This is a genomic window from Streptomyces coerulescens (assembly GCF_042657965.1).
GTDB lineage: Bacteria > Actinomycetota > Actinomycetes > Streptomycetales > Streptomycetaceae > Streptomyces > Streptomyces coerulescens.
This window is the reverse complement of the sequence record NZ_JBHSKM010000044.1, coordinates 469,165-492,486: the sequence shown is the minus strand read 5'-3', so window position 1 is coordinate 492,486 and position 23,322 is coordinate 469,165. Positions and strand designations below refer to the sequence as shown.

General features: G+C 69.3%; 16 protein-coding genes and 1 pseudogene. 8 read left to right on the top strand and 9 right to left on the bottom strand.

From position 1 onward, the window contains the following. The first annotated feature begins 16 nt into the window (after positions 1-16). The gene (locus tag ACFPQ9_RS39600; RefSeq protein WP_380864284.1) at positions 17-2,053 is read left to right on the top strand and encodes a flotillin family protein; all 2,037 of its coding nucleotides are present in this window, start codon (positions 17-19) and stop codon (positions 2,051-2,053) included. A gap of 82 nt (positions 2,054-2,135) precedes the next feature. After that, positions 2,136-7,037, top strand: coding sequence for a DNA repair ATPase (locus tag ACFPQ9_RS39595; protein WP_380864282.1), 4,902 nt, complete (start codon positions 2,136-2,138; stop codon positions 7,035-7,037). 427 nt (positions 7,038-7,464) lie between these two features. Here ACFPQ9_RS39595 and ACFPQ9_RS39590 read toward each other — a convergent pair whose 3' ends face one another. The 5 genes from ACFPQ9_RS39590 to ACFPQ9_RS39570 all read right to left on the bottom strand — a co-directional run bounded on the left by ACFPQ9_RS39590 (position 7,465) and on the right by ACFPQ9_RS39570 (position 14,279). Beyond that, on the bottom strand, positions 7,465-9,384 hold the full coding sequence (locus ACFPQ9_RS39590) for a potassium channel family protein (RefSeq protein WP_380864418.1): 1,920 nt from the start codon (positions 9,382-9,384) through the stop codon (positions 7,465-7,467). Between the two features lie 111 nt (positions 9,385-9,495). Next, positions 9,496-10,737 (bottom strand): cation:proton antiporter, encoded by a 1,242-nt coding sequence (locus tag ACFPQ9_RS39585; protein WP_380864279.1) that lies wholly within the window; start codon positions 10,735-10,737, stop codon positions 9,496-9,498. 172 nt (positions 10,738-10,909) lie between these two features. Continuing rightward, positions 10,910-11,170 carry a hypothetical protein gene (locus ACFPQ9_RS39580; RefSeq protein WP_380864276.1) on the bottom strand — a complete coding sequence of 87 codons (261 nt, stop codon included), beginning with the start codon at positions 11,168-11,170 and terminating at the stop codon, positions 10,910-10,912. Positions 11,171-11,188: 18 nt separating this feature from the next. After that, entirely contained in the window at positions 11,189-12,487 is a 1,299-nt protein-coding gene (gene nhaA / locus ACFPQ9_RS39575; RefSeq protein WP_380864416.1) for a Na+/H+ antiporter NhaA, read from the bottom strand. Between the two features lie 256 nt (positions 12,488-12,743). Next, positions 12,744-14,279, bottom strand: a complete 1,536-nt coding sequence (locus ACFPQ9_RS39570) for an alanine/glycine:cation symporter family protein (RefSeq protein WP_380864273.1) — start codon at positions 14,277-14,279, stop codon at positions 12,744-12,746. Between the two features lie 832 nt (positions 14,280-15,111). Between ACFPQ9_RS39570 and ACFPQ9_RS39565 the strand changes: the two genes are divergently transcribed. The 3 genes from ACFPQ9_RS39565 to ACFPQ9_RS39555 are packed head-to-tail and all read left to right on the top strand — an operon-like array spanning position 15,112 to position 18,896. Beyond that, complete coding sequence (locus tag ACFPQ9_RS39565; protein ID WP_380864270.1) at positions 15,112-15,690, top strand: hypothetical protein; 579 nt, start codon at positions 15,112-15,114, stop codon at positions 15,688-15,690. Between the two features lie 12 nt (positions 15,691-15,702). Beyond that, positions 15,703-17,874 (top strand): hypothetical protein, encoded by a 2,172-nt coding sequence (locus ACFPQ9_RS39560; protein ID WP_380864267.1) that lies wholly within the window; start codon positions 15,703-15,705, stop codon positions 17,872-17,874. Continuing rightward, positions 17,871-18,896 (top strand): hypothetical protein, encoded by a 1,026-nt coding sequence (locus ACFPQ9_RS39555; RefSeq protein ID WP_380864266.1) that lies wholly within the window; start codon positions 17,871-17,873, stop codon positions 18,894-18,896. The genes ACFPQ9_RS39560 and ACFPQ9_RS39555 overlap by 4 nt, the downstream gene beginning before the upstream one ends. Positions 18,897-19,361: 465 nt before the next feature. Here ACFPQ9_RS39555 and ACFPQ9_RS39550 read toward each other — a convergent pair whose 3' ends face one another. Next, a complete protein-coding gene (locus ACFPQ9_RS39550) occupies positions 19,362-19,589 on the bottom strand; it encodes a hypothetical protein (protein ID WP_380864264.1) in 228 nt (75 codons plus the stop codon). A gap of 936 nt (positions 19,590-20,525) precedes the next feature. Here ACFPQ9_RS39550 and ACFPQ9_RS39545 point away from each other — a divergent pair. The 3 genes from ACFPQ9_RS39545 (at position 20,526) to ACFPQ9_RS39535 (ending at position 21,688) form a co-directional block, all read left to right on the top strand. Next, on the top strand, positions 20,526-20,801 hold the full coding sequence (locus tag ACFPQ9_RS39545; RefSeq protein ID WP_380864262.1) for a hypothetical protein: 276 nt from the start codon (positions 20,526-20,528) through the stop codon (positions 20,799-20,801). 16 nt (positions 20,802-20,817) lie between these two features. Next, entirely contained in the window at positions 20,818-21,135 is a 318-nt protein-coding gene (locus ACFPQ9_RS39540; protein WP_380864260.1) for a hypothetical protein, read from the top strand. Between the two features lie 196 nt (positions 21,136-21,331). After that, the gene (locus ACFPQ9_RS39535; protein WP_380864258.1) at positions 21,332-21,688 is read left to right on the top strand and encodes a hypothetical protein; all 357 of its coding nucleotides are present in this window, start codon (positions 21,332-21,334) and stop codon (positions 21,686-21,688) included. A 17-nt stretch (positions 21,689-21,705) separates the two neighbouring features. Here the strand turns inward: ACFPQ9_RS39535 and ACFPQ9_RS39530 are convergent. From ACFPQ9_RS39530 to ACFPQ9_RS39520, 3 genes and pseudogenes are all read right to left on the bottom strand, one after another. Then, a pseudogene (locus tag ACFPQ9_RS39530) lies at positions 21,706-21,970 on the bottom strand (sporulation protein); the annotation flags it as partial. Positions 21,971-22,174: 204 nt separating this feature from the next. Continuing rightward, positions 22,175-22,837, bottom strand: coding sequence for an arsenate reductase ArsC (locus ACFPQ9_RS39525; RefSeq protein WP_380864255.1), 663 nt, complete (start codon positions 22,835-22,837; stop codon positions 22,175-22,177). Beyond that, positions 22,830-23,258, bottom strand: coding sequence for an arsenate-mycothiol transferase ArsC (locus tag ACFPQ9_RS39520; RefSeq protein WP_380864252.1), 429 nt, complete (start codon positions 23,256-23,258; stop codon positions 22,830-22,832). The genes ACFPQ9_RS39525 and ACFPQ9_RS39520 overlap by 8 nt, the downstream gene beginning before the upstream one ends. Between the last annotated feature and the right edge of the window lie 64 nt (positions 23,259-23,322).

The window sequence follows — 23,322 nt, the reverse complement described above, 5'->3', positions numbered from 1 at the left end:
CTCAAGGACGTATGCCATGAATGCCATCACCCTGGGCGTCGGCGTGCTCATCGTCGTCGCCGCGCTCACCGTCCTCGTCGTCTCCCGGCTGTTCCGGAAGGTGGAGCAGGGCAAGGCGCTGATCGTCTCCAAGCTGCGCAAGGTCGATGTGACCTTCACCGGGCAGGTCGTGCTGCCCGTGCTGCACAAGGCCGAGGTGATGGACATCTCGGTGAAGGCCATCGAGATCACGCGAACCGGCAAGGACGGGCTGATCTGCCGGGACAACATACGCGCCGACATCCGGATCACGTTCTTCGTCAAGGTCAACAAGACCATCGAGGACGTCATCAAGGTGGCCCAGGCGGTCGGCACCGCGCGGGCGAGTGACCGGGACACGTTGCAGGAGCTGTTCCACGCGAAGTTCTCCGAGGCGCTGAAGACCGTCGGTAAGCAGCTGGACTTCACCGACCTGTACACCAAGCGCGACGAGCTGCGGTACCGGATCATCGAGGTCATCGGCGTCGACCTGAACGGCTACCACCTGGAGGACGCGGCGATCGACTACCTGGAGCAGACGCCACTGACCCAGCTCGACCCCGCCAACGTCCTCGACGCCCAGGGCATCCGCAAGATCACGGAATTGACGGCCGTCGAGCACGTACGCACCAACGAGGCCCAGCGCACCGAGGAGAAGGAGATCACGCGGCAGAACGTCGACGCCCGCGAGGCCATCCTGGAGCTGGAGCGCCGGCAGGTCGACGCGGAGATCAAGCAGAAGCGGGAGATCGCGACCGTACGGGCCCGGGAGGAGGCCGAGACGGCGCGGGTGGTGGAGGAGGAGCGTCTGCGGGCCCAGGGCGCGTTCCTGGCCACCGAGGAGAAGCTCGGGGTGCAGCGAGAGAACCAGGCCCGCGAGGTCGCCGTGGCCGCGAAGAACCGCGAGCGGGTCATCGCCGTGGAGAACGAGCGCATCGAGAAGGACCGTCTCCTCGAAGTCATCGCCCGGGAGCGGGAGACCCAGCTGACCCGGATCGCCGCCGAGAAGGAGGTCGAGGCGGAGAAGCGGGACATCGCCGAGGTCATCCGCGAGCGGGTCGCGGTGGACCGTACGGTCGCCGAGCAGGAGGAGTCCATCAAGAGGCTGCGCGCCGTGGAGGAGGCGGAGCGGCAGCGGCAGGCCGTGATCATCGCTGCCGAGGCGGAGGCGCAGGAGAAGCTGGTCAAGGACATCAAGGCCGCCGAGGCCGCCGAGCAGTCGGCCACGCACCGCGCGGCCGAGGAACTGACCCTGGCCGAGGCCCGGTTGAAGACGGCCGACCTCGACGCCCGCGCCAAGCTCCGCCTCGCGGAGGGCGTGCAGGCCGAGGCGGCTGCCGAAGGGCTCGCGGCCGTACAGGTCCGGGACAAGGAGGCCGAGGTCATCGAGAAGGCCGGCCGCGCGGAGGCAGAGGCGACGCAGGCCCGGATGCGGGCCGAGGCAGAGGGCACCAAGGCGCAGGCCCTCGCCGAGGCCGAGGGCATCGGCGAGAAGCTGAAGGCCGAGGCGGCCGGGCTGACCGAGAAGGCGGCGGCGATGGCTGCCCTCGACGACGCCTCCCGTGGCCACGAGGAGTACCGGCTGCGGCTGGAGGCCGAGAAGGACATCCGGCTCGCGGGCCTGGACGTGCAGCGTCAGGTCGCCGAGGCGCAGGCCACGGTGCTCGCCACCGGACTGGAGAACGCCGACATCAACATCGTCGGCGGCGAGTCTGTCTTCTTCGACCGGCTGGTGTCCTCGATCGCACTCGGCAAGGGCATCGACGGCTTCGTCCAGCACTCCGAGACCGCGCAGGCGCTGGCCGGGCCCTGGCTCGACGGCACCTCCAGCTTCACCGAGGACCTGAGCAGGATCCTCGGCTCGGTCTCTGCGGCCGACGTACAGAACCTGACGGTGTCGGCGCTGCTGATGAAGCTGATGCGGACCGGCGGAGGCGACTCGGGGCAGCTCCAGCAGCTGCTCGACAAGGCCGGCGAGCTGGGTCTGGCGGACAAGCCGCTCACCGCTCTCAACGGCAAGGCCGTCCAAGCCTGACCCGCCCCGCCACTCGGTCCGGAGCCGTCAGGGACGGCGGCTCCGGACCGAGTGTTCTCTTCGACTTCCTGAGAGGGAGCCCATGACGCCCGGCCTGGACACGGGGATGTACGAGCCACTGGACGCAGGTGCCTACGACGTGCTGCGCGACCGCCTCACCACGCAGGCCGCCGAGCTCGCCCGCCGCACCGAGGCGCTGAACGCCCGCCGGGGCGAGGAGTTCGGCGCGATGCGCCTGGAACTCGCCGGCACCGAGCGACTGCGCACCGAACACGCGGTGGTGCCCCGCGACATCGTCGCCGTGGGTGACGTGCTGCTCTACGGCTACAACGCCCTCCCGAGCCGCGAAGCGGACACGTGCGTCGGCGATGTCCTGGCCCTGCACGACCGCAACCTCGGGCGGCTGCCCGACGACGCCGTGCCCGGCCTGCTCGACGACCCCGCCTTCGTCCGGGAGTTCGAGGCCCTGCACCGCTACTACCGCCAGGCCCGCCTTCTGCGACTCCGTCTCGTCGAGGACAAGGTGCTCGCCGTCTTCCAGACCGGCGTAAAGACGGACGACGTCCGCGTCCTGCGCTGGGCTCTGGCCGGCGGCGGCCGGGCAACGTTCCTGGACGCACGCGGCGACCGTGATCACGTCCTGCCGCCCTCCCACGACATCGAGTGGATCGGGGCCACCCGCGACGACCATGTCCTGGGCCGCCATCCCCACGTCGCCATCGGCGGCGAAGTGTTCGTCTCCACGGTCGGCGGCACCCTCAGCGTCAAGATCGACGACGACATGGAGACCGGGGAGAGCGTCTACACCGCGCCGGTCGATGAGCCGCTGCAAGCCCTCGCGGACGCGGACATCGCCTACACGCGCGTGGGCGCCCTGATCCTGCTGCGCGTGCGCCCCTACAAGGAGGCCACCGACCGCCACCTGGTCTTCAACACCCTCACCAGGACCGTCGTCCGCCTCGACGACATCGGCAGGGCCTGCCGCCGCCTGCCGGACGACCAGGGCATCGTCTTCCCCGGCGGCTACTGCCTGGCCGCCGGTGCCCACAAGACATTCGACCTCGACACGGCAGAATTGGAGTTCGAGCGGGAGATCCGTTCACCGAACGGCGAGGACGTGCTTTACGCCTTCCGTTCGCGAGCTGAGGGCCGCAGCCTGCTTCTGCCGTACAACACGATCCGCAGGGAGATGGCCGCTCCACTGTCCTGCCACGGCTGGGCGCTCCTCGACGACGGCGCGCTGGTGGTCCTGCGCGCCGGTGACGAGCCGCAACGGGTCCATCCCGTACAGCTGTGGAACTCCCCGTACGTCTCCGACACCCACGCCGCCGCCCAGCCGATCGGCACCGGCCCGCTGGCCCGGGTCGGCAACGCCGATCTGGTGCGGGGCATCTCCGACTGCCTGTCCATCACCGGCGCCGTCGCCGAGACCACCCCCACTAGCGGTGTGTACGAGGCGCTGGTGGCCGCATGCGTGCGGGTGGCGGACACCCACCATTGGCTGGGGGACCCCGAACTCGGCGACCTTCACACCCCGTTGGCCCAGGTGCGCGCCACGGCAGAACAGGTCCTGACCGAGTTCGAGACCGTCCAGGCCCTGACCCGGCAGGCCGCCGACGCGCTCGACGAAGCCGCCGAGCGGATCTCCGCAGTCGTACGAAGGCTACGCGGTGAGGCACCGCGTGGGGCCGCCGCCTGGGTGACCGGGCTGACCGAACTCCGTCAGGAGCAGGGGCACCTGCTGACCCTCAAGGAGATGCGGTACGCGGACCACGACCGCATCGACGCGCTCGCCTCCGACAGCGAGGCCGATCTGGCCGCCTTCGGCCGGCGGGCCGTCACCCACCTGGCACACGAGGACGCCTTCGCCAACCACCACGCGGACATCGAGCAGCTCATCACGGACACCGAAGCCGTCGCCACCGCCGCCGAAGCCGGGCCCATCGTGTTCCGCCTCGACGAACTCGCCGACGGGATGGGCGTGGTGACCGAGGTGGTCGCGGGGCTCGACATCGGTGACGCCACGGTCCGTACGTCCGTGCTGGAGCGCGTCGCCGAAGTCCTCGGCGCGGTCAACCGGGCCCGCGCCGTCCTCGAAACCCGCCGCCGTGCCCTCCTCGACCAGGAGAGCCGAGCCGGGTTCACCGCCGAGATCGCGCTGCTGGGACAGGCCTTCGCCGGAGCTTTCGCGGTGGCCGACAGCCCGGATGCCTGCGACGAGCAGCTCGGCCGCCTCCTGGTCCAGGTGGAGAGTCTCGAATCCCGGTTCGCCGAGTTCGACGACTTCCTGGACACCCTCGCGGACAAGCGCGACGAGGTGCACGAGGCGTTCTCCGCCCGCAAACAGACCCTCGCCGACGCCCGCGCTCGTCACGCCGAACGCCTGGCCGACTCCGCGGCCCGCGTCCTCGGCACCGTGGCCCGCCGGGCCGGAAGCCTGACGGACGTTGACGCCGTCACCACCTACTTCACCTGCGACCCCATGCCCGCCAAGGTCCGCAGCACCGCCGACCAACTGCGCGACCTCGGCGACCAGGTGCGGGCCGAAGAACTGGACGGCCGCCTCAAGGCCGCCCGGCAGGAGGCACTTCGCGCCCTGCGCGACCGCATCGACCTGTACTCCGAAGACGGCCGAGCCCTTCGCCTGGGCCACCACCGTTTCGCCGTGAACACCCAGCCTCTCGATCTCACCCTGGTCCCTCACGGCGACGGCCTGGCCTTCGCGGTAACCGGAACCGACTACCGCTCCCCGGTCAGCGAACCCGAGTTCACCACCACCCGCCCGTACTGGGACCGCCCCCTGCCCTCGGAGTCGCCCGACGTCTACCGCGCCGAACACCTCGCCGCCCGCCTGCTGGACGAACACGGCCCCGAGGCCCTGGCGGAGGCCGACCTGCCCACTCTCGTGCGACAGGCAGCGGAGGCGGCGTACGACGAGGGTTACGAGCGCGGGGTTCACGACCACGACGCGACGGCGATCCTCACCGCGCTCCTGCGCCTGCACGACGACGCGGGACTGCTCCGCCATGAACCCGGCGCCCGGGCCGCGGCCCACTTGTTCTGGCAACACGCGACTGCGGCCGAGGCCCGCACGCGCTGGACGCGCCGAGCAGCGTCACTGGCTCGGGCGAGGGACACGTTCGGCCTCGCGCCCGCCATCGCCGACCTGCGTGCGGAACTGGCGGAGGCGATCGGAGGCGAGGCAGCGGACACCGCCGCCGCCTACCTGTTCGAGGAACTGACCACCGGACCCGACGGCTTCGTCATGAGCGCCGGCACCCGCACCATGCTCGACAAGTTCCGCCACACCGTCGGCACGTCGGCCTACGACGACGACCTCACCGCCCTCGACGACCTGACCGCCCGCAAGCAACTGGTCGAGGCATGGCTGTCCTCATACGCCTCCGCCACCGGCCTGGACGTCACGCCGGGCGACCTGGCCGAGGCGGTGGCGGCCGAGCTCTGCCCCGACCTGGTCCGATACGAGTCGGACGCGGTGCTGACGGAGACGGTCGCGGGACTGCTCGGAACGCATCCGCGCGTCACCGGCCGCACGCTCACCGTCCGAGTGGACGAACTCCTGGCCCGTACACGGCACTTCCGTCTGCACGAGGTTCCCGCCCACCGCGTCTACCAGCGGCACCGCACAGCGCTCGTGGCCGCCGAGCGCACGCGGATCCGCCTGGACGAGTACCGACCGCGCGTGATGTCCGCGTTCGTGCGGAGCAGGCTCATCGACGAGGTCTACCTCCCACTCATCGGCGACAGTCTCGCCAAGCAGCTCGGCACCACGGGCGAGACCAGGCGCACCGACACCGGCGGTCTGCTCCTGCTCATCTCCCCGCCGGGCTACGGCAAGACGACCCTCATGGAGTACGTCGCCGACCGGCTCGGCCTGATCCTGGTGAAGGTCAACGGTCCGGCGCTCGGCCACGCCGTCACCTCCCTCGACCCGGCAGAGGCGCCCAACGCCACCGCCCGCCAGGAGGTCGAGAAGATCAACTTCGCTCTGGAGGCGGGCAACAACACCCTCCTGTACCTGGACGACATTCAGCACACCTCCCCCGAACTGCTGCAGAAGTTCATCCCGCTGTGCGACGCCACCCGCCGGATCGAGGGCATCCGGGACGGTGTGCCGCGCACCTACGACCTGCGCGGCAAGCGGTTCGCCGTATGCATGGCAGGCAACCCCTACACCGAGTCCGGCAGCCGCTTCCGCGTGCCCGACATGCTCGCCAACCGAGCCGACGTCTGGAACCTCGGCGACGTACTTACGGGCAAGGACGACGCTTTTGCCGTCAGCTTCATCGAGAACGCCCTCACGTCGAATCCCGTGCTCGCCCCACTGGCCGGCCGAGACCGCGCCGACCTGGAACTCCTCATCCGCCTGGTGGAGGGGGACGGGGCGTCCCGTGCCGACCGTCTCGCCCACGCGTACGCCCCCGCCGAGCTGGAGCGGATCCTGGCCGTTCTGCGGCACCTGCTCACCGTCCGGCAGACGGTCCTGGCGGTGAACGCGGCGTACATCACCTCGGCTGCCCAGTCGGATGCGACCCGCACCGAACCGCCCTTCCAGCTCCAGGGCTCCTACCGCAACATGAACAAGATCGCCCAGCGCATCCAGCCCGTCATGAACGACACAGAACTCGCCGCGCTGATCGACGACCACTACACGGCCGAGGCACAGACCCTCACCAGTGGTGCCGAGGCCAACCTGCTCAAGCTGGCGGAACTGCGCGGCACGCTCACAGCGCAACAGGCGTCGAGGTGGGCGGGGATGAAAGCAGTCTACGTCCGCTCGCAAACCCTCGGTGGTCCCGAGGACGCTCCCCTGTCCCGGGCGGTCGCCGCGCTCGGCCTGCTCGCCGACCGGATCGCGGCGATCGAGACGGCGATCGACCGGGCCGCCGACCCACGGCACTTGTCGGCGGGCTCCCAGGCCCGCCACGCAGCGGGGCGGCCACCGGGTGGGGAGGAGCACTGACGTGCGTGCTTTCGGCGGGATGCATGAACACGACCGGCATCACGCCCTGCCTGACCGATGATGGTGGGCCGGAGGGGTGGGCGTTTGCTGGCTCGGTTCGCTCTGCTACATGATCAACCTCGGATATGGCCCAACGCTTCTGACCTCCAGCGGGATGGAGTTCCACAGCCTCATCTGTCGTAGAGCGATCCGGTGGGAGGAGATCGCCGGATCGAGCCACACAGCCACCTGCCGCGCGGCGGTGAGTGGTGGGAGGGGCGCGCCGTCCGGGTTCAAGGACGATCTCGGGCGGGTCCGTGCGTGTTCAGCAGCGGCAGTCGTGATGCCGCCTTCGAGCAGAAGACTGCGCTGATCCGCAGGCACTGGTCCCGCGTGACGCTCGGTTGACGATCCCGCGGTGGCCGTGTTCGCAGCGGGCCGTCCATGCTCAGTCCCTCCGTCCCGTCCGCTCTGGGCCCGCGCCGTGCGTCCCGCCCTGTGGCTGTCGACCGAGGAGCTCGGCCAGGCCCTGTCGGGTGGCGGCGAGGACCACCCGGTCACGGGGTCGCAGGACGTAGCCGGGGTGAACGTCCCATACCAGCCCGGCAGGCCGATCGGTGTCCTCGTGCGCCGGATTGGCGGCAAGGTCGGGGAGCCGGTCGTCCGGGGCGGCGGTGTCCAGCGCCAGGACGCGCCAGGATCCGGCCCGGAACGACTCGGCGACGGTGCGCCCCTCCAACTCAGGGTGCCCGGCGACATTCAGGGCCGCGAACAACAGGACACGGCGTTCGACCGGGATCGCCCCCAGGATCTGGCGCCCCATCATGGCGCCGGCGAAGGCGGGCGCGGCGAGCGTGGAGACACTGCGGCTGCGGGTGAGTGCCTGAGGGTGGGCCGCGCGCAATGTGCGGTACACCGCGGTGGCGAAGTCGTCGTCGTACAGACGCAGTGCGACCCTCAGGTCCGGTTTCACGGAGCGTGCGTACAGGACCGCTTCGAGGTTCGTGGTGTCGCTGCTGGTGAGGGCGAGCAGAGCGTGCGCGCGGTGGACCTTGGCGGATTCCAGGACACCTTCCTGGGTGACGTCGCCGAGGACGGTGGGGACACGGAGGCGGCGGGCAACGGGCAGGCCGCGTGCCTCGGGATCTTCCTCGATGCACACCACCGGGATGTCGAGTTCCCGCAGCCGGGCCAGGACACGGGTGCCGATCTTGCCGAGACCGAGCAGGACGACGTGGCCGGAGAGACCGCGGGGCGGGCGTCGCAGTGCCGAGACCGTGCGGAAGGTGCCGAGCCCTTCCAGAACGGCCGCGAGGAGGACGGGGAGCAGCAGCAGTCCGGCCAGGCCGGACAGGAGTTGCAGAACCTGGCGGGCGGTGGGTTCGCCGACCGCCGGGTCCCCGATCGCGAACAGGTCCAGCAGGGTGAGGTAGGCGGCATGCAGCGGATGGTCGTCGGTGGTCAGCCAGCTCGCCACGGCAAGCCCGAGGACACTGGCGACGAGCCCGGCCAGCGACCAGCGCAGTCGACGTGAGAAGAGGGAGGCGAGCGGAAGGCCGCGCCCTGCCAGTCGACCGGAAGCGGAGGTGGCGCCGGTGTGGGCCACGGTTTCGAGGACCACCGTGCCGCGCCCCGTCGCGGAGGCGACAGCGTCCACGTCGGGCAGCAGAGCCGGTCCGTCCTGCCCGCTCGCGTCCGAACCCTCCGCTCCCGCCGGGTCGTTGGTGGTCGACGACAGCAGGGCGAGCGTGCACAGGCCGGGGTCGGCCACCTCGCCCCGGTCTGGTGGGGTGCGTTCCACTGCCCGTAACAGCAGGCCGTCGGCCTGCACCACCTTGCTGGTCCCGGCGACCGCGGTGGCCGCCAGCGCCGGCGCCGCCGTGTCCGCGTCCGACAGGACGGTGGTGGAGGTGTCCAGGGCGTCGGGGTCCAGGCCGGGCGCGGCGAGGGCGGCGGCCTGGTCGAGGAGTTCTTCCAGGTACTGGCCGAGCTTGCGGTTGTAGAGCCTGATCACCAGGCGCAGTCGGGGGTTGAGCCGACGGGCGGCGAGGGCCGCGTGGATGTTGGCCGCGTCGTCGTCGTGGACCAGCGCCAGCGCGGCGGCCTCCCGCACACCCGCTTCGACCAGTACCGCCTCCGTGAGCAAGGACGCTTCGAGCATCCGGGGAGCCTCCCCGCTCCCGCCGGGCGTGTCAGCAGCACGATTCATGGCGGCCTGCAGCCGGTCGAGCAGAGCGGAGGCACGCGTCGGGTTGGTGACACCGGTGACGTTCGAGCTCGGGACCACCAGCGTGACCCGCTCCCGGTACACCGTCGTGAGCTCGGCCGACAGCCGCTCGGCGAGTGCGTCGTCACCACACACGATCATGTGTCCCGGGCGCGGAACACCCGGCGTCGGCTGAGGGAACAGGGCCATGTCGTCGCAGACCTCCGGTCGGACGGACGCACAGTGGGAGCGGGGTTGCTGGTGCGGGACCGGTCAGGCACCCACCTCCTGCGACTGTCCGGTCGCGCGCGACGCCGGTGCCGAGTCACCGTCAGGCATCCCGGCGATGTCCTCCACGTTGAAGAGCCGGGCGATCGGTACGTCGGTCGAGCTGTGCGCGACGATCGAGAAGGCGATGCACACGGCGATGAGGGTGAACGCCTCCTCGCCCTGCGGGATCCCCGCCTGGAGCACCAGCAGCCCGTACACCACCGAGGCGAAGCCCTTCGGCCCGAACCAGGCCGCCACCAGCTTCTCCTGGCGGGTGAACCGCGTGCCGAGCAGCGACAGCAGCAGCGAGGCCGGGCGGATCAGCACGATGGCGAGGACCACTGCGACGTAGCCGCCGAAGGAGAGGTCGCCGAACAGCTGAGGGGTCAGCAGAGCGCCGAACACCAGCAGCGCCGCGAACTTGGCCAGCTCCGCCAGCGCCTCGCCCAGCGGCTCGAACGCCTCCTTCGCCTCCGGCGAGCGCGCGGTGAGCACGGCGCCGGCGGAGAACGCGGCCAGGTAGGGGTTCGCGTGCGTGAGGTGGCACAGGGCGTAGAGGATCACGCCGATGGCGAGCGGCAGCAGCGGCTGCAGCTTGGGCTCGGCGCCCAGCAGCCGGAACCGTACGAGCTCGTTCACGACGAACGGCAGGACCACACCGAAGGCCAGCCCGAGGACCAGTTCCAGCGCGATCTTCGCGAAGTCGGCCTCGGCCTGCCCGGACGTCGGACCGGCCGCTGCGATCATGATGAGGACGACCGGCAGGGCGAGACCGTCGTTGATGCCGCTCTCCACGTTCAGCAACTGCCGCAGCTTCGAGGGGACTTCCTTGCGCCCGACGATCGCGGAGGCGAACACGGGGTCGGTGGGGGCCAATACGGCGCCGACGAGGAAGGACGTCGTCCAGTCCAGCCCGACCACGAAGTGCGTGATCAGAGCCATGCCGACGAACGCGAGCGGCATGCCGAGCCCGAGGGCACGCGCCGGGTTGCGCCAGTTCTCCCGCAGCTTGGGGAAGGAGACGTGCATGCCGTCGGTGAACAGCACCGCGAACAGCGCCAGGTCCGCCGTCACGGACACGATCTCGCTGTCCGGGGTGATGTGGATCAGACCCAGAAAGCCGTCGCTGACCAGCGCGCCGCCGACGAGGAAGAGGAAGGACGTCGAAAGCACGGTCCGGGCCGCGAGCCCTGACAGCAGCACCGCGATGAGCAGCGCCACACCGAACACCACAACGAGCACCATGACCAGGACCCCCGAGCGACGAAGAGACTTCTGTCCACACCGCCGACCAGACTTCCCGGCACACCGGTGAGGAGCTTACACATGCTTTACGCGTTCCTGACAGCCCCTTGACGCGCACTCCGGGACAGGGGTTCTTGCCGGATTCCGGCAACTCAAAGGCGTTCTGCCGGCGTCAGCGTTCTGAGCGTCGGCCCATGACCTGGGCGACCAGGAGACCGGCGAGCAGGGCCCACGCCACCACGCCGTACGCTCCGTACGACCAGCCCAGGGCGCCTACGACGAGGGCTGTCAACGCACCGCCGGCCAATGCGACCCCGTCCCTGACGAAGGCCCACTCCCGTCGTGCGCTGCCGGGGTCACGCAGCTGCATCACCGCGGTCCTGATGACGAGGACCGCAATGAGGATCGGCGCTGTGGCGAGCGAAGGTTCCACATTCCACCCCTCTTCACGTCAGCGTTCGCTGGTGGCGCTGACTTGGTAGATGTCGGGGATGCCGTCGTGGTCGTCGTCGCGGTTCTCCTCCTCGTACAGGCGTCGGTAGACACCGTTGCGGCGCTTTATCAGCATGGCGGCCAGCGCGGCCGCGGTGAGCGAGCCGATGAGGACCGCGGCCTTGACGGAGCCGGCGGCCGCGGGGTCGGGGAAGGCGAGTTCGCCGATCAGCAGGGCGACGGTGAAGCCGATGCCGGCCAGCGAGGAGAGGGCGAAGACGTCGGCCCAGGCCAGTTCCGGATTGAGCCGGGCGCGGGTGAAGCGTGCGGCCAGGAAGGTCCCCGCGAAGATGCCGACCGTCTTGCCGAGGACGAGCCCGAGCACCACGCCGAGCGGTTCGGGCCTGGTGAACACGTCACTCAGTGACGCGGCCGAGACGCTGACGCCGGCGGCGAAGAGCGCGAACAGCGGGACCGCTACCCCCGCGGAGACGGGGTGCAGGAGATAGGAAGTGCGCTCGCCCGGGGAGCGGTCCTCGTCCTTGTCGCGGGTGGTGCGCAGGATGAGGCCCATGGCCACGCCGGCGACGGTGGCGTGGACGCCGCCGTTGTACATCAGCGCCCAGATCGTGAGTCCGAGCGGGGCGTACCACCACCATCCGCGGACGCGGAAGCGCTGGAGGAGGTAAAAGACGACCAGGCCCGCGAACGCTCCACCGAGAGCCGCGAAGTTCAGGTCGCTGGTGAAGAAGACGGCGATGACGAGGATGCCGCCGAGGTCGTCGACGACGGCGAGGGTGAGAAGGAAGGCGCGCAGTGCGGCGGGCAGGTGGGTGCTGAGCACCGCGAGCACGGCCAGCGCGAAGGCGATGTCGGTGGCCATGGGCACCGCCCAGCCGTCCAGGCTGCCGCCTCCCGCGGACGCGGTGATCGCGTAGAGGGCGGCGGGGACGATCATGCCCGAGAGGGCGGCGATGACCGGCAGTGCGGCGGTGGCGGGGGTGCGGAGCTCGCCGACGACCAGTTCACGCTTGAGCTCGATGCCGGCGACGAGGAAGAAGAGCGTGAGCAGGCCATCGGCGGCCCAGTGCCCGATGGAGAGGTCCAGGCCGAGCGCCGGTATGCCGAAGTGGAAGTCGCGTATGCGCTCGTAGGTGTCGGACCAGGGAGTGTTCGCCCACACCAGCGCCACCACGGCCGCCCCGAGCAGGACGAGCCCGCCGACGGTCTCCGTTCTCAGTGCCTGGGCGATGGCCGTGCGCTCGGGCAGCGGGAGGAGGCCGAGAAAGGGGGAACGTGGGCGCGGGGCGGCAGCCATGAAGAAGTCCTCCGGGGATCGTCTTGCGGGCATACGAGCCCCTGACGCCGACCAGACTTCCCGGCACACCGCGCGTCGGTCACAAGCCGCTGAGGCTGTGTGTTGACGCGTTCCTAACACCCTAACCGGCGTCATTCCGTTTCGCTAGGCGCCCTTTCACCTGCGGAAACGTCGTGTAAGGCATGACGAGCGGGCCCGTGTTCACCAAGGCGCGAGGTGAGCACGGGCCCGCTCAGGAGCCGGGCCGCGGGGGCGGTCAGACGGTGGTCTTCACCGACTCCTGGTCATCGTCGCCGTCGGCGATCTCGCCGGCCCTGCGGGCGCGGACGAACTCCAGGAAGGAGTTGAGCTCGCGCTTGACGACCGGGGCGAGGAGGTAGAGGCCGATGATGTTGAAGACCGACAGCAGGAAGAGCGCGGAGTCGGCCAGGCTGATCAGCGAGTCGAGGGACATCAGGGCGCCCACGACCACGAACAGGCTCCAGACGGCCTTGAAGACGGTCTCGCTGGTCTTGCTCTTGCCGAAGAGGTAGGACCAGGCCTTGAGGCCGTAGTAGCCCCAGGTCAGGATCGTGGAGAAGGCGAACAGCAGCACCGCGACGGTGAGAATGGCCGGGAACCAGGGCAGTACGGTCTCGAAGGCGTCGGAGGTGATGGTGACGCCGCCGATGCTCTTGCCCTCGCGGGCCTCGCCCCAGCTGGCCGGGTTGGCGATGACGATGGTCAGCGCGGTCATGGTGCAGATGACGACCGTGTCGATGAACGGCTCCAGCAGGGCGACCAGACCCTCGCTCGCGGGGTGGTTGGTCTTGACCGCGGAGTGCGCGATCGGGGCGGAGCCGAGACCGGCCTCGTTGGAGAACGCGGCCCGCTGGAAACCGATGATCAGGGCACCGATCACACCGCCCGCGACGCCGTCGGCCTCGAAGGCGCCCTGCAGGATGGTCTGGAAGGCGTCCGGCACATGAGTGACGTTGACCAGGATGACGACCAGGCAGGCCGCGATGTAGATGCCGGCCATCGCGGGCACGAGGCGGCTGGTGACGGAGGCGATGGAGCGGATGCCGCCGAGCAGCACGAGACCGACCAGCGCTGCGACGACCAGGCCGAAGAGGACGGCCCCGGCGGAGGAGGACAGGAAGCCGTCCTCGCCGCCGAAGGTCGAGGCGACCTGCGCGTAGCTCTGGTTGGTCTGGAACAGGTTGCCGCCGAACAGGCCGAAGAAGAGGACCATGATCGAGGCGAGGACGGCGAGCACCTTGCCGAACTTGGCGCCGCCGCTGCCGAAGCGCTCCTTGAGGCCCTTGGGCAGGTAGTGCATCGGGCCGCCGGAGACGGTGCCGTCCGCGTGCACCTCGCGGTACTTCACGCCGAGGGTGACCTCGACGAACTTGGTGGCCATGCCGAGCAGGCCGCACAGGATCATCCAGAACGTAGCACCGGGGCCGCCGATGGACACGGCGACGGCCACACCGGCGATGTTGCCGAGGCCGACCGTGCCGGAAACGGCCGCGGTCAGGGCCTGGAAGTGGTTGACCTCGCCGGTCGAGCCCTTCTCGTCGTACTTCCCGCGCACCACGTCGACGGCGAGTCTGAACTTGCGGAACTGGACGAGGCCGAACCAGCCGGTGAAGACGAGACCCGCGACCACGAGCCAGGCGACGATCAAGGGAAGGTCGGTCCCTCCCACGGGGACCGTGTAGAAGACGACTTCCCCGAGCCATGTGGCTATGGGCTCGAAGAATCCGCTGACTGCTTCGTCGACGGACGTGGTGATGGAGTCGAGTGACACTATGGCTACCTCGGTGACGCGGGGACGGGCGCAGAAGCCTGCGCCGAGGAAGTGCGGTCTTTGAGCGAACGCCGTTGTCCGATCGGCGACCCGGGATGACATGTCCGCGGACTCGGAATGTCACGGCCCTGGCCTGTCCGGCGCATGCGCCGACGCTTCCGCGCGGCGGCGAGGGGTCATGCCACCTGCGGATTTGCGAAGTTCTACCACGCTCTTTACGAGATCTTTAGTGACGTGAATCACATATCCGGCTGCGATCGACTAAAGCGCCAGGTGGCGAGACCGGACCGTTATACGGACGCCTAAGTCCGTTCATCGGACATGTATCTCCATGTGAGCGGATCGTGACGGCACGCTTTCGATCAGCGGTCGTCCGTGGTCCTGGCGGGCAGGGGGCGGGGAAGTCGATCTTTCTGGGCTGAGATGAAGTGCCGTGCAGTCGGACCAAGCGGTGCCGGGGGGGGCTTCGGGCCCCGGCCCAGCTGCCGCGGCGCAAGCGGAAGAGCCGCGTTGAGAACTCCGGGCGGCAGGCAACGATCGCCGACCGGACTTCCCGGCGCACCTGAAGGGCGAAGCGCCCAATCGAGACGTCAGACGTTCGTCAGGCCCATCCGATCTTCTTGACGTGCGGGGTGCAAAGGTCGCTAGGGTGACGATGGTTCGATCATGGTCGTCTTGACGTGCAGTCTGGTGCCGGCGCGTCACTTGCGCGGGGGAAGCGATGAGTTCTGACGCAGATGGCGTACGTCCTATATCGGCATCGAACGCGGGGCCGGATCCGCGTACCGCGTATCAAATGCCGGCGCCAGGGCCAGACGCGGACGTCCGGGACATGGACCCCTCGCCCGGCACCAACCCCGATCCGGTCGGCCTCTACGCAGATGGTGTACGCACCATGCCGGCGCCCGCAGCCGGCACCTCGGGCTCAGGCTCCGCCGGCTCGCCCATCTCCGGGCCCGATCGGCCCGTCGACGTGCGCGACCTGGACCCAGCACCGGGCTCCCACTCGACGGGGACGGGGAGCGGTGGACTCCAGGCGATGTCGAGCGGCGGCAACGGTGGTGTGCAGACCACCGGGTTCAGCGGGGTCGACGATCCGGTAGCGCTGAACCGGGCGGGTGAGAACTCCAACCAGCTGGCCAGCCTCGTGCACTCCAACGGGGACGTCGGCGAGGACGCCGAAATGATGGGGGCCGTAGGGTCCCTCAGCGGTGACCTGTGGGGCGGCGATCTCGGTGTGACCCTGATGAACACGCTGGAGAGCTGGGACAAGCAGGCCCGCCGTCTGGCCCGCACCTGCGGTGACATCGGGGACAAATGCATCATGACCGCGCACAACCACGTGCGCACGGAGTCGGCGAACGAGTCCGAGATGAACGCCGTCCACGCCTCGCTGCCCGACTTCGACTGACAGGGACCTGCCATGAGTATTGCCTACGAACAGCTCTACCACCTCGACGTCGCCTCCCTGAAGACCGCCGCCGACCAGTGGAACGACGTCGCCCGCCGCTACCAACAGTGGGGCCAAGGGTTCGGTGACGGCGTCACCAAGCCCTTCGACGAGGCCGGCTGGACCAGCATCGACGGAACCGCGATGTTTGCCCGCGCTCAGGTCGCGGCCGCCGAGAAGGAGTTCGGCGACGCGGTCACTGAGGCGAAGGGCATACGCGCCGTCCTGGAGGACGCCTACGAGGAGTTGCGCAAGTACAAGGCGGACCTGCATGAACTGGCCGCCGACGCCCAGCGTAACGGTGTGAGGATCAGCGGCACGGGAGAAGTGAGCCTGATCGACCCCGACGAGGCCGGCGACCAACGCCGAGGCCCCGGAGGCGTGCTGCCGTCACAGAACGAGGAAAGGATCCTGCACGTCCAGGCGCGTATCGTCCTCATCCTCACGGCGGCCGCGGACGCGGACCAGTCCGCCGCCATCGCGCTGAAGCGCAACACCGGCAAGGGCGGTGACGAAGGCTTCAACGACAAGACCGTCAAGTCCGTCGACCAGGACGAGTCGCAGCGCGCCGCGAAGCTCCTGAAGAAGTACGAGAGCGGTGACAAGCTTTCCCCCGCCGAACTCAACGAGCTCAACCGGCTGATGAGCCACAACCAGAAGGACCCTGAGTTCAGCCGCATGGTCCTCGACAACCTCGGCCCCGAGGGCACCCTGCGTCTGGCACAGGACCTGGAGCACGAACGTGCCGGCGACGGGCCGAACAAGGACAAGTACAACAACATCCAGCACGCCCTCGCCAACAACATCGCCACCGCGAACAAGGACAAGGAGTTCTCGGACGAGTGGCGCAAGGAGATGCGCGCACTCGGCGTCAAGCGAACCGGCGACGACGGCTCCCAGCCGTACGGGTACCAGACCCTGACCACCCTGCTGAAGCACGGTGACACCGCCGACTACCCGCCACGGCTCACTACAGGGCTGACCGACGACATCATCGCGGCCGAGAAGAAGCATCCGGACCTGTGGAACAAGTACGACCAGACCAATGCCGGTGCCGACGTCGATCCCGTTCCTGTCATGGATCCGGTGGACGACATGCTCGGCATCATGAGCCGTGATCCGGACACGGCCACCGTTTACCTCGACCCGGGTGACGACGGGGGCAACAAGCGCCTGGAGTACCTGCTCAACGAGCGCGACTGGCCGGACCTGGAAGTCCGGGAGGTCTACCGCGGACAGGAGCCGACCGGGAACATCGACCACATCGACGCCTCCAACACACGCGTCGGTCTCGGCAGCGTCCTGGAAGCCGCGACAACCGGTGAGGAAGCGGGTCCCCCGCACACGGCAGGCCAGGCGCGCATCATGCGGGACACCGTCGAGTTGATGGACACCGCGCCGGGCCATGAGGAGATCAGGCCCAACCTGCGTCAACCGCTGGCGAACTGCCTGGCTGACTACACCAACGACACCCACGAGATCCTCTCGGGAGTCCAGGGCTCGTACACGCACGAGGCACCCCAGGAACACGGGCGAGGCGGCGACGGCCTGTTCGGCGACAAGAACGACGCCCACATGGCGCCCAACTCGGACAAGCTGATCCGCATGATGCGCGGGATCTCCGAGGATCCAGAGGCCTACGGCACCATGCACAAAGCCGAAACGGCCTACATCGCCAAGCAGATGGAGGACAACGGCGGAAACACCGCCGACTCCGTCCGGGAACCTGTCCGCAAGGGCGGCTCCGCCCTTGGCGCCTACGACGCCGTGCGCGAGGACGTCATCTACGACAAGCGGGACAGCGCCAACGCCCAGGAAGACTGGAAAGCCAAGACCATCTATCACGTGGCCGGCACTCCGGTGACCATGGTCCCAGGCATCGGTGACGCTGCTCAGCGCATGCTGGACGCCTGGACCTACGACGTCTCCAACGAGGAGAAGGGCTACAACAACGACGCGGCGGCCGCCGAGGTCGCCGACCGAAGCCTCAAGTCCCAACGGGAGATGCAGTTCCTCGTCGACGAGTGGGCCAATGGACCAGGCATGCCGGGTATGGACGACCCGTCCGTCAACGACCTGCAATTCGACATGCGCAACGACCACACCACCGGCGAGAAGCTGGCCAACGACGCGATCGGCCGATGAACGACAACACATCACCCCAGACGACACGCGCACGCCGCACACGCTTCCTCGCCGCGGCGGCGGCCGCCCTCGCCCTGATCGGGGGCGGAGCGGTCGGCTACGCCCACGTCGCGGGCGAGGACCCGTTGGACTGCACAGATCTGTCGTCGGACACCGCTCTGCGACGCGCTCTTGGCGATGTGTACCGGGAGGACATGGACTGCGGCGCCCTCGGCAAGGCGATACGGAGTGCCGCGACAGGCGCAGATCCCGGACGGCACACGCTCGCTGAAGCCCGTGCCATGCAGGCGGCCCTGACCGCAGTCGCCGAGGACATCGAACGGCGCCGGGAGCCGGTCGTCGCCTCTGACCTGCGTGCCCCGCTCGCGGCGGCGCTGGTGGACTACGCACAGGACACCCAAGAGATACTCAACGGCGTCAATGGTGAGTACACCCATCGGGAGGACGATGCGCCGTGGCGGGACGGTGGGACCGTCCGGATGCCGGCCCGTATCGACGAACTCGTGAAGGTGCTGCGCGCGGTGTCCCAGGACCCAGCCGCGTACGGCGACCTGCGAGCCGCACATGTCCGTCAGTGCGCCGCACGCCTGATCAAGGTCCCCACCCGGGCCACCGACGCCCGCTACACGTCGCCGGCCCGCAGTTGCGCCGCCGGCCTCGGCCACTTTGACGGCATCGCTGACGACATCCCCAAGTCCCAGGCCGAGCAGTGGCGCTCGGACGTCCTGCTGCGTCTGAAGGACACTGTCGGCAGCCCCCCGTCCTACGAGGCCGATCCCGCGCGGCACATCGCGGGAAGATGGCAGCTGGCGGTCATCGAGCAGGTCGACGTCGATCAGACCCGGTTCCTCAAGGAGGACAGCGCCCGGATCGTCGTCATTTGGGCCGCCGCACGGGGTGAGGGCACTGACTCGAAGAGAGTGAACGACCTCCAGGCCACGGTCGCGGGTGACGCCAACTCCAGCGCGGTGGAGACCGAAGGGACTCTGCGATGCACGAGGCACCCCATGGAATGCGGGTGAGCGGCAGTCAGCTCGAGAAAAGCGAGCGTCGTCCGCCGTGCCGCGGTGAGGGGTCTCGCCCAGGGCGGAGCCATCGATAGGGGGTGTTGTCGGTCGACGGCTGGCGTCAATCATGACGGTGAGCGCTGCCTGTAGGCTCGCCGTGCTCGACGGTGCTGCTGTAGGCGTAGCCGACTAGATGTTTCCCCGTGTCCAAGAGGACGGTCGGCCGTGAACCCTGGCTCCATGGCCTGGCGGTCGATTGTCTGCCATGGTTTGTCAACTGCAGCAGCCGCATCTGAACCGGCAACCGCAAGCGGTCGGCTCGGTGTGGTTCGAGCGCCGCCGAAGCGGCAGGCGAGGCGCAGCATCCCTTCCCCGTCAGGCCGGCTTTCTCGTCGGGGGAGTCCCACGTAGTCGGGGCGGTTGCGGTCGTCTGGGCCGTACGGATGCACGTGGCGCTCATGCATAGGTGAGCGCACAGACTCAGCGTGTCCAGGGAAGGCCCGCGCCCGTACACATGAGGGCCAGGGAGAGGTCGCCCAGCTGGTGGTGCCAGACGGTGAGATGGATGCGGTCACCGGGCCGGCACCGCCCGGCCCCTTCCTGCGACACCGAGAGCCGCTCCAGCGGCCGACCGTCGGGGAAGTACAGCCAGCTGCGCCCGTGCCGACCTCGGCCCGCGTGATCACGGGCGGCACAGTGGTCAGGCACTCTTCCTCCCGCTGCCGGCTTCCTCGTCCGGCACGAACCAAGCCGTTGGGCCCGCGCCCGCGAACAGCAGCGCGCACAGGCTCAGTCCCAGGCTGAGCCGCGACCGGCGGTCCGGTACGAGATGACGGGCACCTGGGCGGACTGCGAGGGCTCCGTACCGGCGGTGCAGGGGCTTCTTTGCGGCGAGCTTCCGGTCGTGGCAGGCGTCGTGTGCGTCCACCGGGCAACACCCACGCTGTCGCGGTGGATCTCCTGTCCGTGGAGCCCGACCTGTACACGCTCAGGTCGGCGATGTCGTGCCACGGCATGTTCCGGTGGCGCGGCAGCGTCCGGGTGCGCAGGCCGCATGCGTCGGCGCTCGCCTGGGCAGTGGCCCTGGAGGCGCACGCGATGCCTGGCAGCGCGAGGAAGAGGCCGCGCGCCCGCACGTCCCCGACCCCGCCCCACCACATCATGCGTTCCGTGGCCAGGTTCGCCGCGCCAGGCTCGCTCCGGCTGCCCCAGGACGACAAGGAGCCACAGAGAGCTTCACGCGGGGTACGGCACGTCACTGCCGGGGGACCGGTCATGCGGGGAATCGTGCCATCAGCCGGCTCGCACCTGCCTGTGCGGTGTGCGGCAGCCTTCCGGCCTCGAGCCGGGTCGGGGCCGCCCGTACGCGCCGGCTGTTCGGAGCCACCCCGAACCGCGTGCGTTACGGATTCGAGACCCTCCCGCCTGCGCGTGCGCACAACCCCGGAGGCGGCCCAGGTGTCTAGAAACGACCCGTGACTCCGGGAACGAGCCGGCAGCCGGCCGCACGGCACCGCACCTCCTGGGCAGGGTGGTCACGCAGGACGTGGCCGTGGCTTCATCGTAGAGAAGAGGACTTGCCATGCCCGGTCTGAGAGGTACGTCGGTGACAGCGGTGGTGGGAGGGATCCTGCTGCTGGCAGGATGCCAGGATCCATCGGGCTCCGATGCCAGCTCGGGCGCCTTCTCCTCGTCCTCGCCTTCCGTAACCGCCTCGCTGCCGGCCGGCATCTCGTCCAGGGCTCCTGCAACCGCCTCACCTTCGACCTCCGCGGCCACCGAGTCGGCGAGTCCGGCCACTCGCACGCCCGGGCCGTCGCTCACCTCGGCCGCCCCGACCAGCACAGCGTCCGCTGCTCCCGCGCGAACGCCTTCCACGTCCGCCAACCAGAACGACTGCCGAAACCTGACCGCCAGTGACCCGGTGAAGGCCGCCGTGACGAGGGCGTATCAGCACGCGTTTCCCCGTTTCGTCCATGTCCGACCGGTACCGCACCAGTTCTTCTACGGTCAGTGCGGCGACGTCAGCTATGCAGCCACCCGCTTCGAGGCGAGCCCCGGTGCCACGCACGAGGAACTCGTGGGCATGCAGGACGAGGGCAGTGCCACCAAGTACTTCCGCAGTACGTCCAAGGGCGGCTGGATCTACCTCACCAGCGACGGCTTCCCCCGGGGAGCGTACGGCTGCCGCGATGTTCACCAGATTCCTCAAGCCATGTCCGCGGCCTGGGGGAACTGCCCGGTCGTGCAGTGAACCTCGGACGCCGGCCATTCCGAAGCCTGGCCGGTCGCGTCGGGCCCGGTCCTTGAATGACAGGGCGAGTCGGCATGGTGGCGAGCCGCAGTGACCCTGCGCTCCGGACGCCCGGAGACTTCCGGACCCCGGCAGTGACAGAGGACCGCGCCCGGTGGCAGGCTCCCCGCCGGGAAGTACGGAGGGGGAGCGGGACGTGACGATTTTCCTGTGGTGCTGGATCGGCCTGTTCACGGCGGTACTGCTGCCTCTCGGCATCGCCATGCTCCGCGGCTGGGCACCGAAGAGAGCGCGCGCACGCTGGTCCCCGGCGCGGATCCGGGTGCAGGGGGTCTCCGCGCTCGTGCTGTATGTGGGTGGCCTGCTGCCGGCGGTGGCCGACTTGGCCGGCATGCCCCGTGAGGCGTTGGACCTCCTGCGGTCCGCGACCACACCTCACCTGCTGTTCCTGAGCCTGGGGCTGCAGGGCGGCGCGGCTCTCTCCGACTGGTTCGTACGGCGGACCGAGCCGTTGACGGACCCGCACGCCACGCAGCCCCGGCAACGCGACTGACCCGCATTCGGAAGGGGTCAGCTCTCCTCCTCGCTCTCGAATAAGTGCCCGACCTCGTCTACGACTTCGTCCGTGACCATGCCTCCGACGACACCGCCGGCCGGCCCGGCCGGCGGTGTCGTCGGAGGCCGGAGTAGTGTCCGTCGTGGTGATGCTCGCCGTGCCCGTACGGGTCATGCGACGCCCGGTGCTCCAGCAACCGCCGGATCCAGCGGTCGACTTCGGCGTTCCAGTTCGCCGGAGTCGGGGTGGCCCCACGGTGAAACGGGAGAGCGCGTCGTGGCGGAGCACGGACCACGGATCGCCTTGGAGCTGGTCCGCGAAGAGCTTCCTGGGTTTCTCGCGGCCGAACTCGAAGTGCAGTCCACTGCCGATTACCCTTTCAGCCCCGAGGCTCGTCACCAGCGCCATTGGGACATAATCATGCGACTGATGAGCCGGTCGTGTCGCCCCCCACGGTGCTGAGGTTGAGCAGCCGTGCCCGGGTCAGTGCTGTGCCGGAACGCCGAGTTCGTCGAGGAGCCCGCGGATACGCCGTTCGATTTCGTCACGGATAGGGCGGACGTCGTTGACCGTCTTTCCGGCGGGGTCGTCGAGGGTCCAGTCGAGGTAGCGCTTGCCGGGGAAGACGGGGCAGGCGTCGCCGCAGCCCATGGTGACGACGACGTCGGCGGCGCGGACGATCTCGTCGGTCCAGGGCTTGGCGAACTCGCGGGAGATGTCGATGCCGCGCTCGCGCATCGAGGCGATGGCGGCCGGGTTGATCTCGTTTCCGGGTTCGGAGCCGCCGGACCAGGCGACGGCGCCGTCGCCGGCGAGGTGCTGGAAGAAGCCCATGGCCATCTGGCTGCGCCCGGCGTTGTGGACGCAGAGGAAGAGCACGACGGGCTTGCCGTCGGTGGCGAGTCCCTCGACCTTGGCCAGGGCGTGCAGGCGCTGGGGGGCGAAGCGTTCGGCCAGCAGCGGGAGGAAGTTGGGGATGGTGCTGCGGCTGGCGAACTGGTCGTAGCTGGAGGTCAGGAACCGCTCGATGGTCTCTTCGCCGAAGGTGCCGTCGAACTGGCGCTGCAGGTGGGTGGCGGCGGTGCGCAGGGCGACTTGCTGGTCGATGCTCAGGTTGCGGTGCGGGAAGGACGCGGTCTCAGCCATCGCTGCCTCCAGGAGGGCGGACGGCGGGAGCCAGCCGGTCGACCCGGTCGGCGAGATCACTCAGGGCGTCGGCGAAGGCGTCGTCGGTGCCGGTGCGGGTGGGATCGGGGACCGACCAGTGCAGACGGTCGGCTGCCTGGGGTCCGAGCTGTTCGTGGGCGTTGTCGCAGACGGCGACCACCAGGTCGTCCGGTCGCAGCGTTTCGTCGATGTGCGCGATGCGGGCGGAGGCCAGGGAGAGGCCGTGTTTGCGGGCGGCCTGGACGGCCCGGGGGTGGACGCGTCGCGCGGGGTCGGTTCCCGCCGAGGCTGTCAGGATGGTGCTGTGGCGCTTCCAGAGGGCTGCGGCGAGGTGGGATCGGGCGGAGTTGTGGGTGCAGACGAACACCACACGCGGTGCCGTGCGCAGAGGGGTGGGCATCGTGTCGGCCAGGTCCTGGACGCGCAGGCGCAGGTAGGTACGCCGTCGGTCTCCTTCGGAGCGG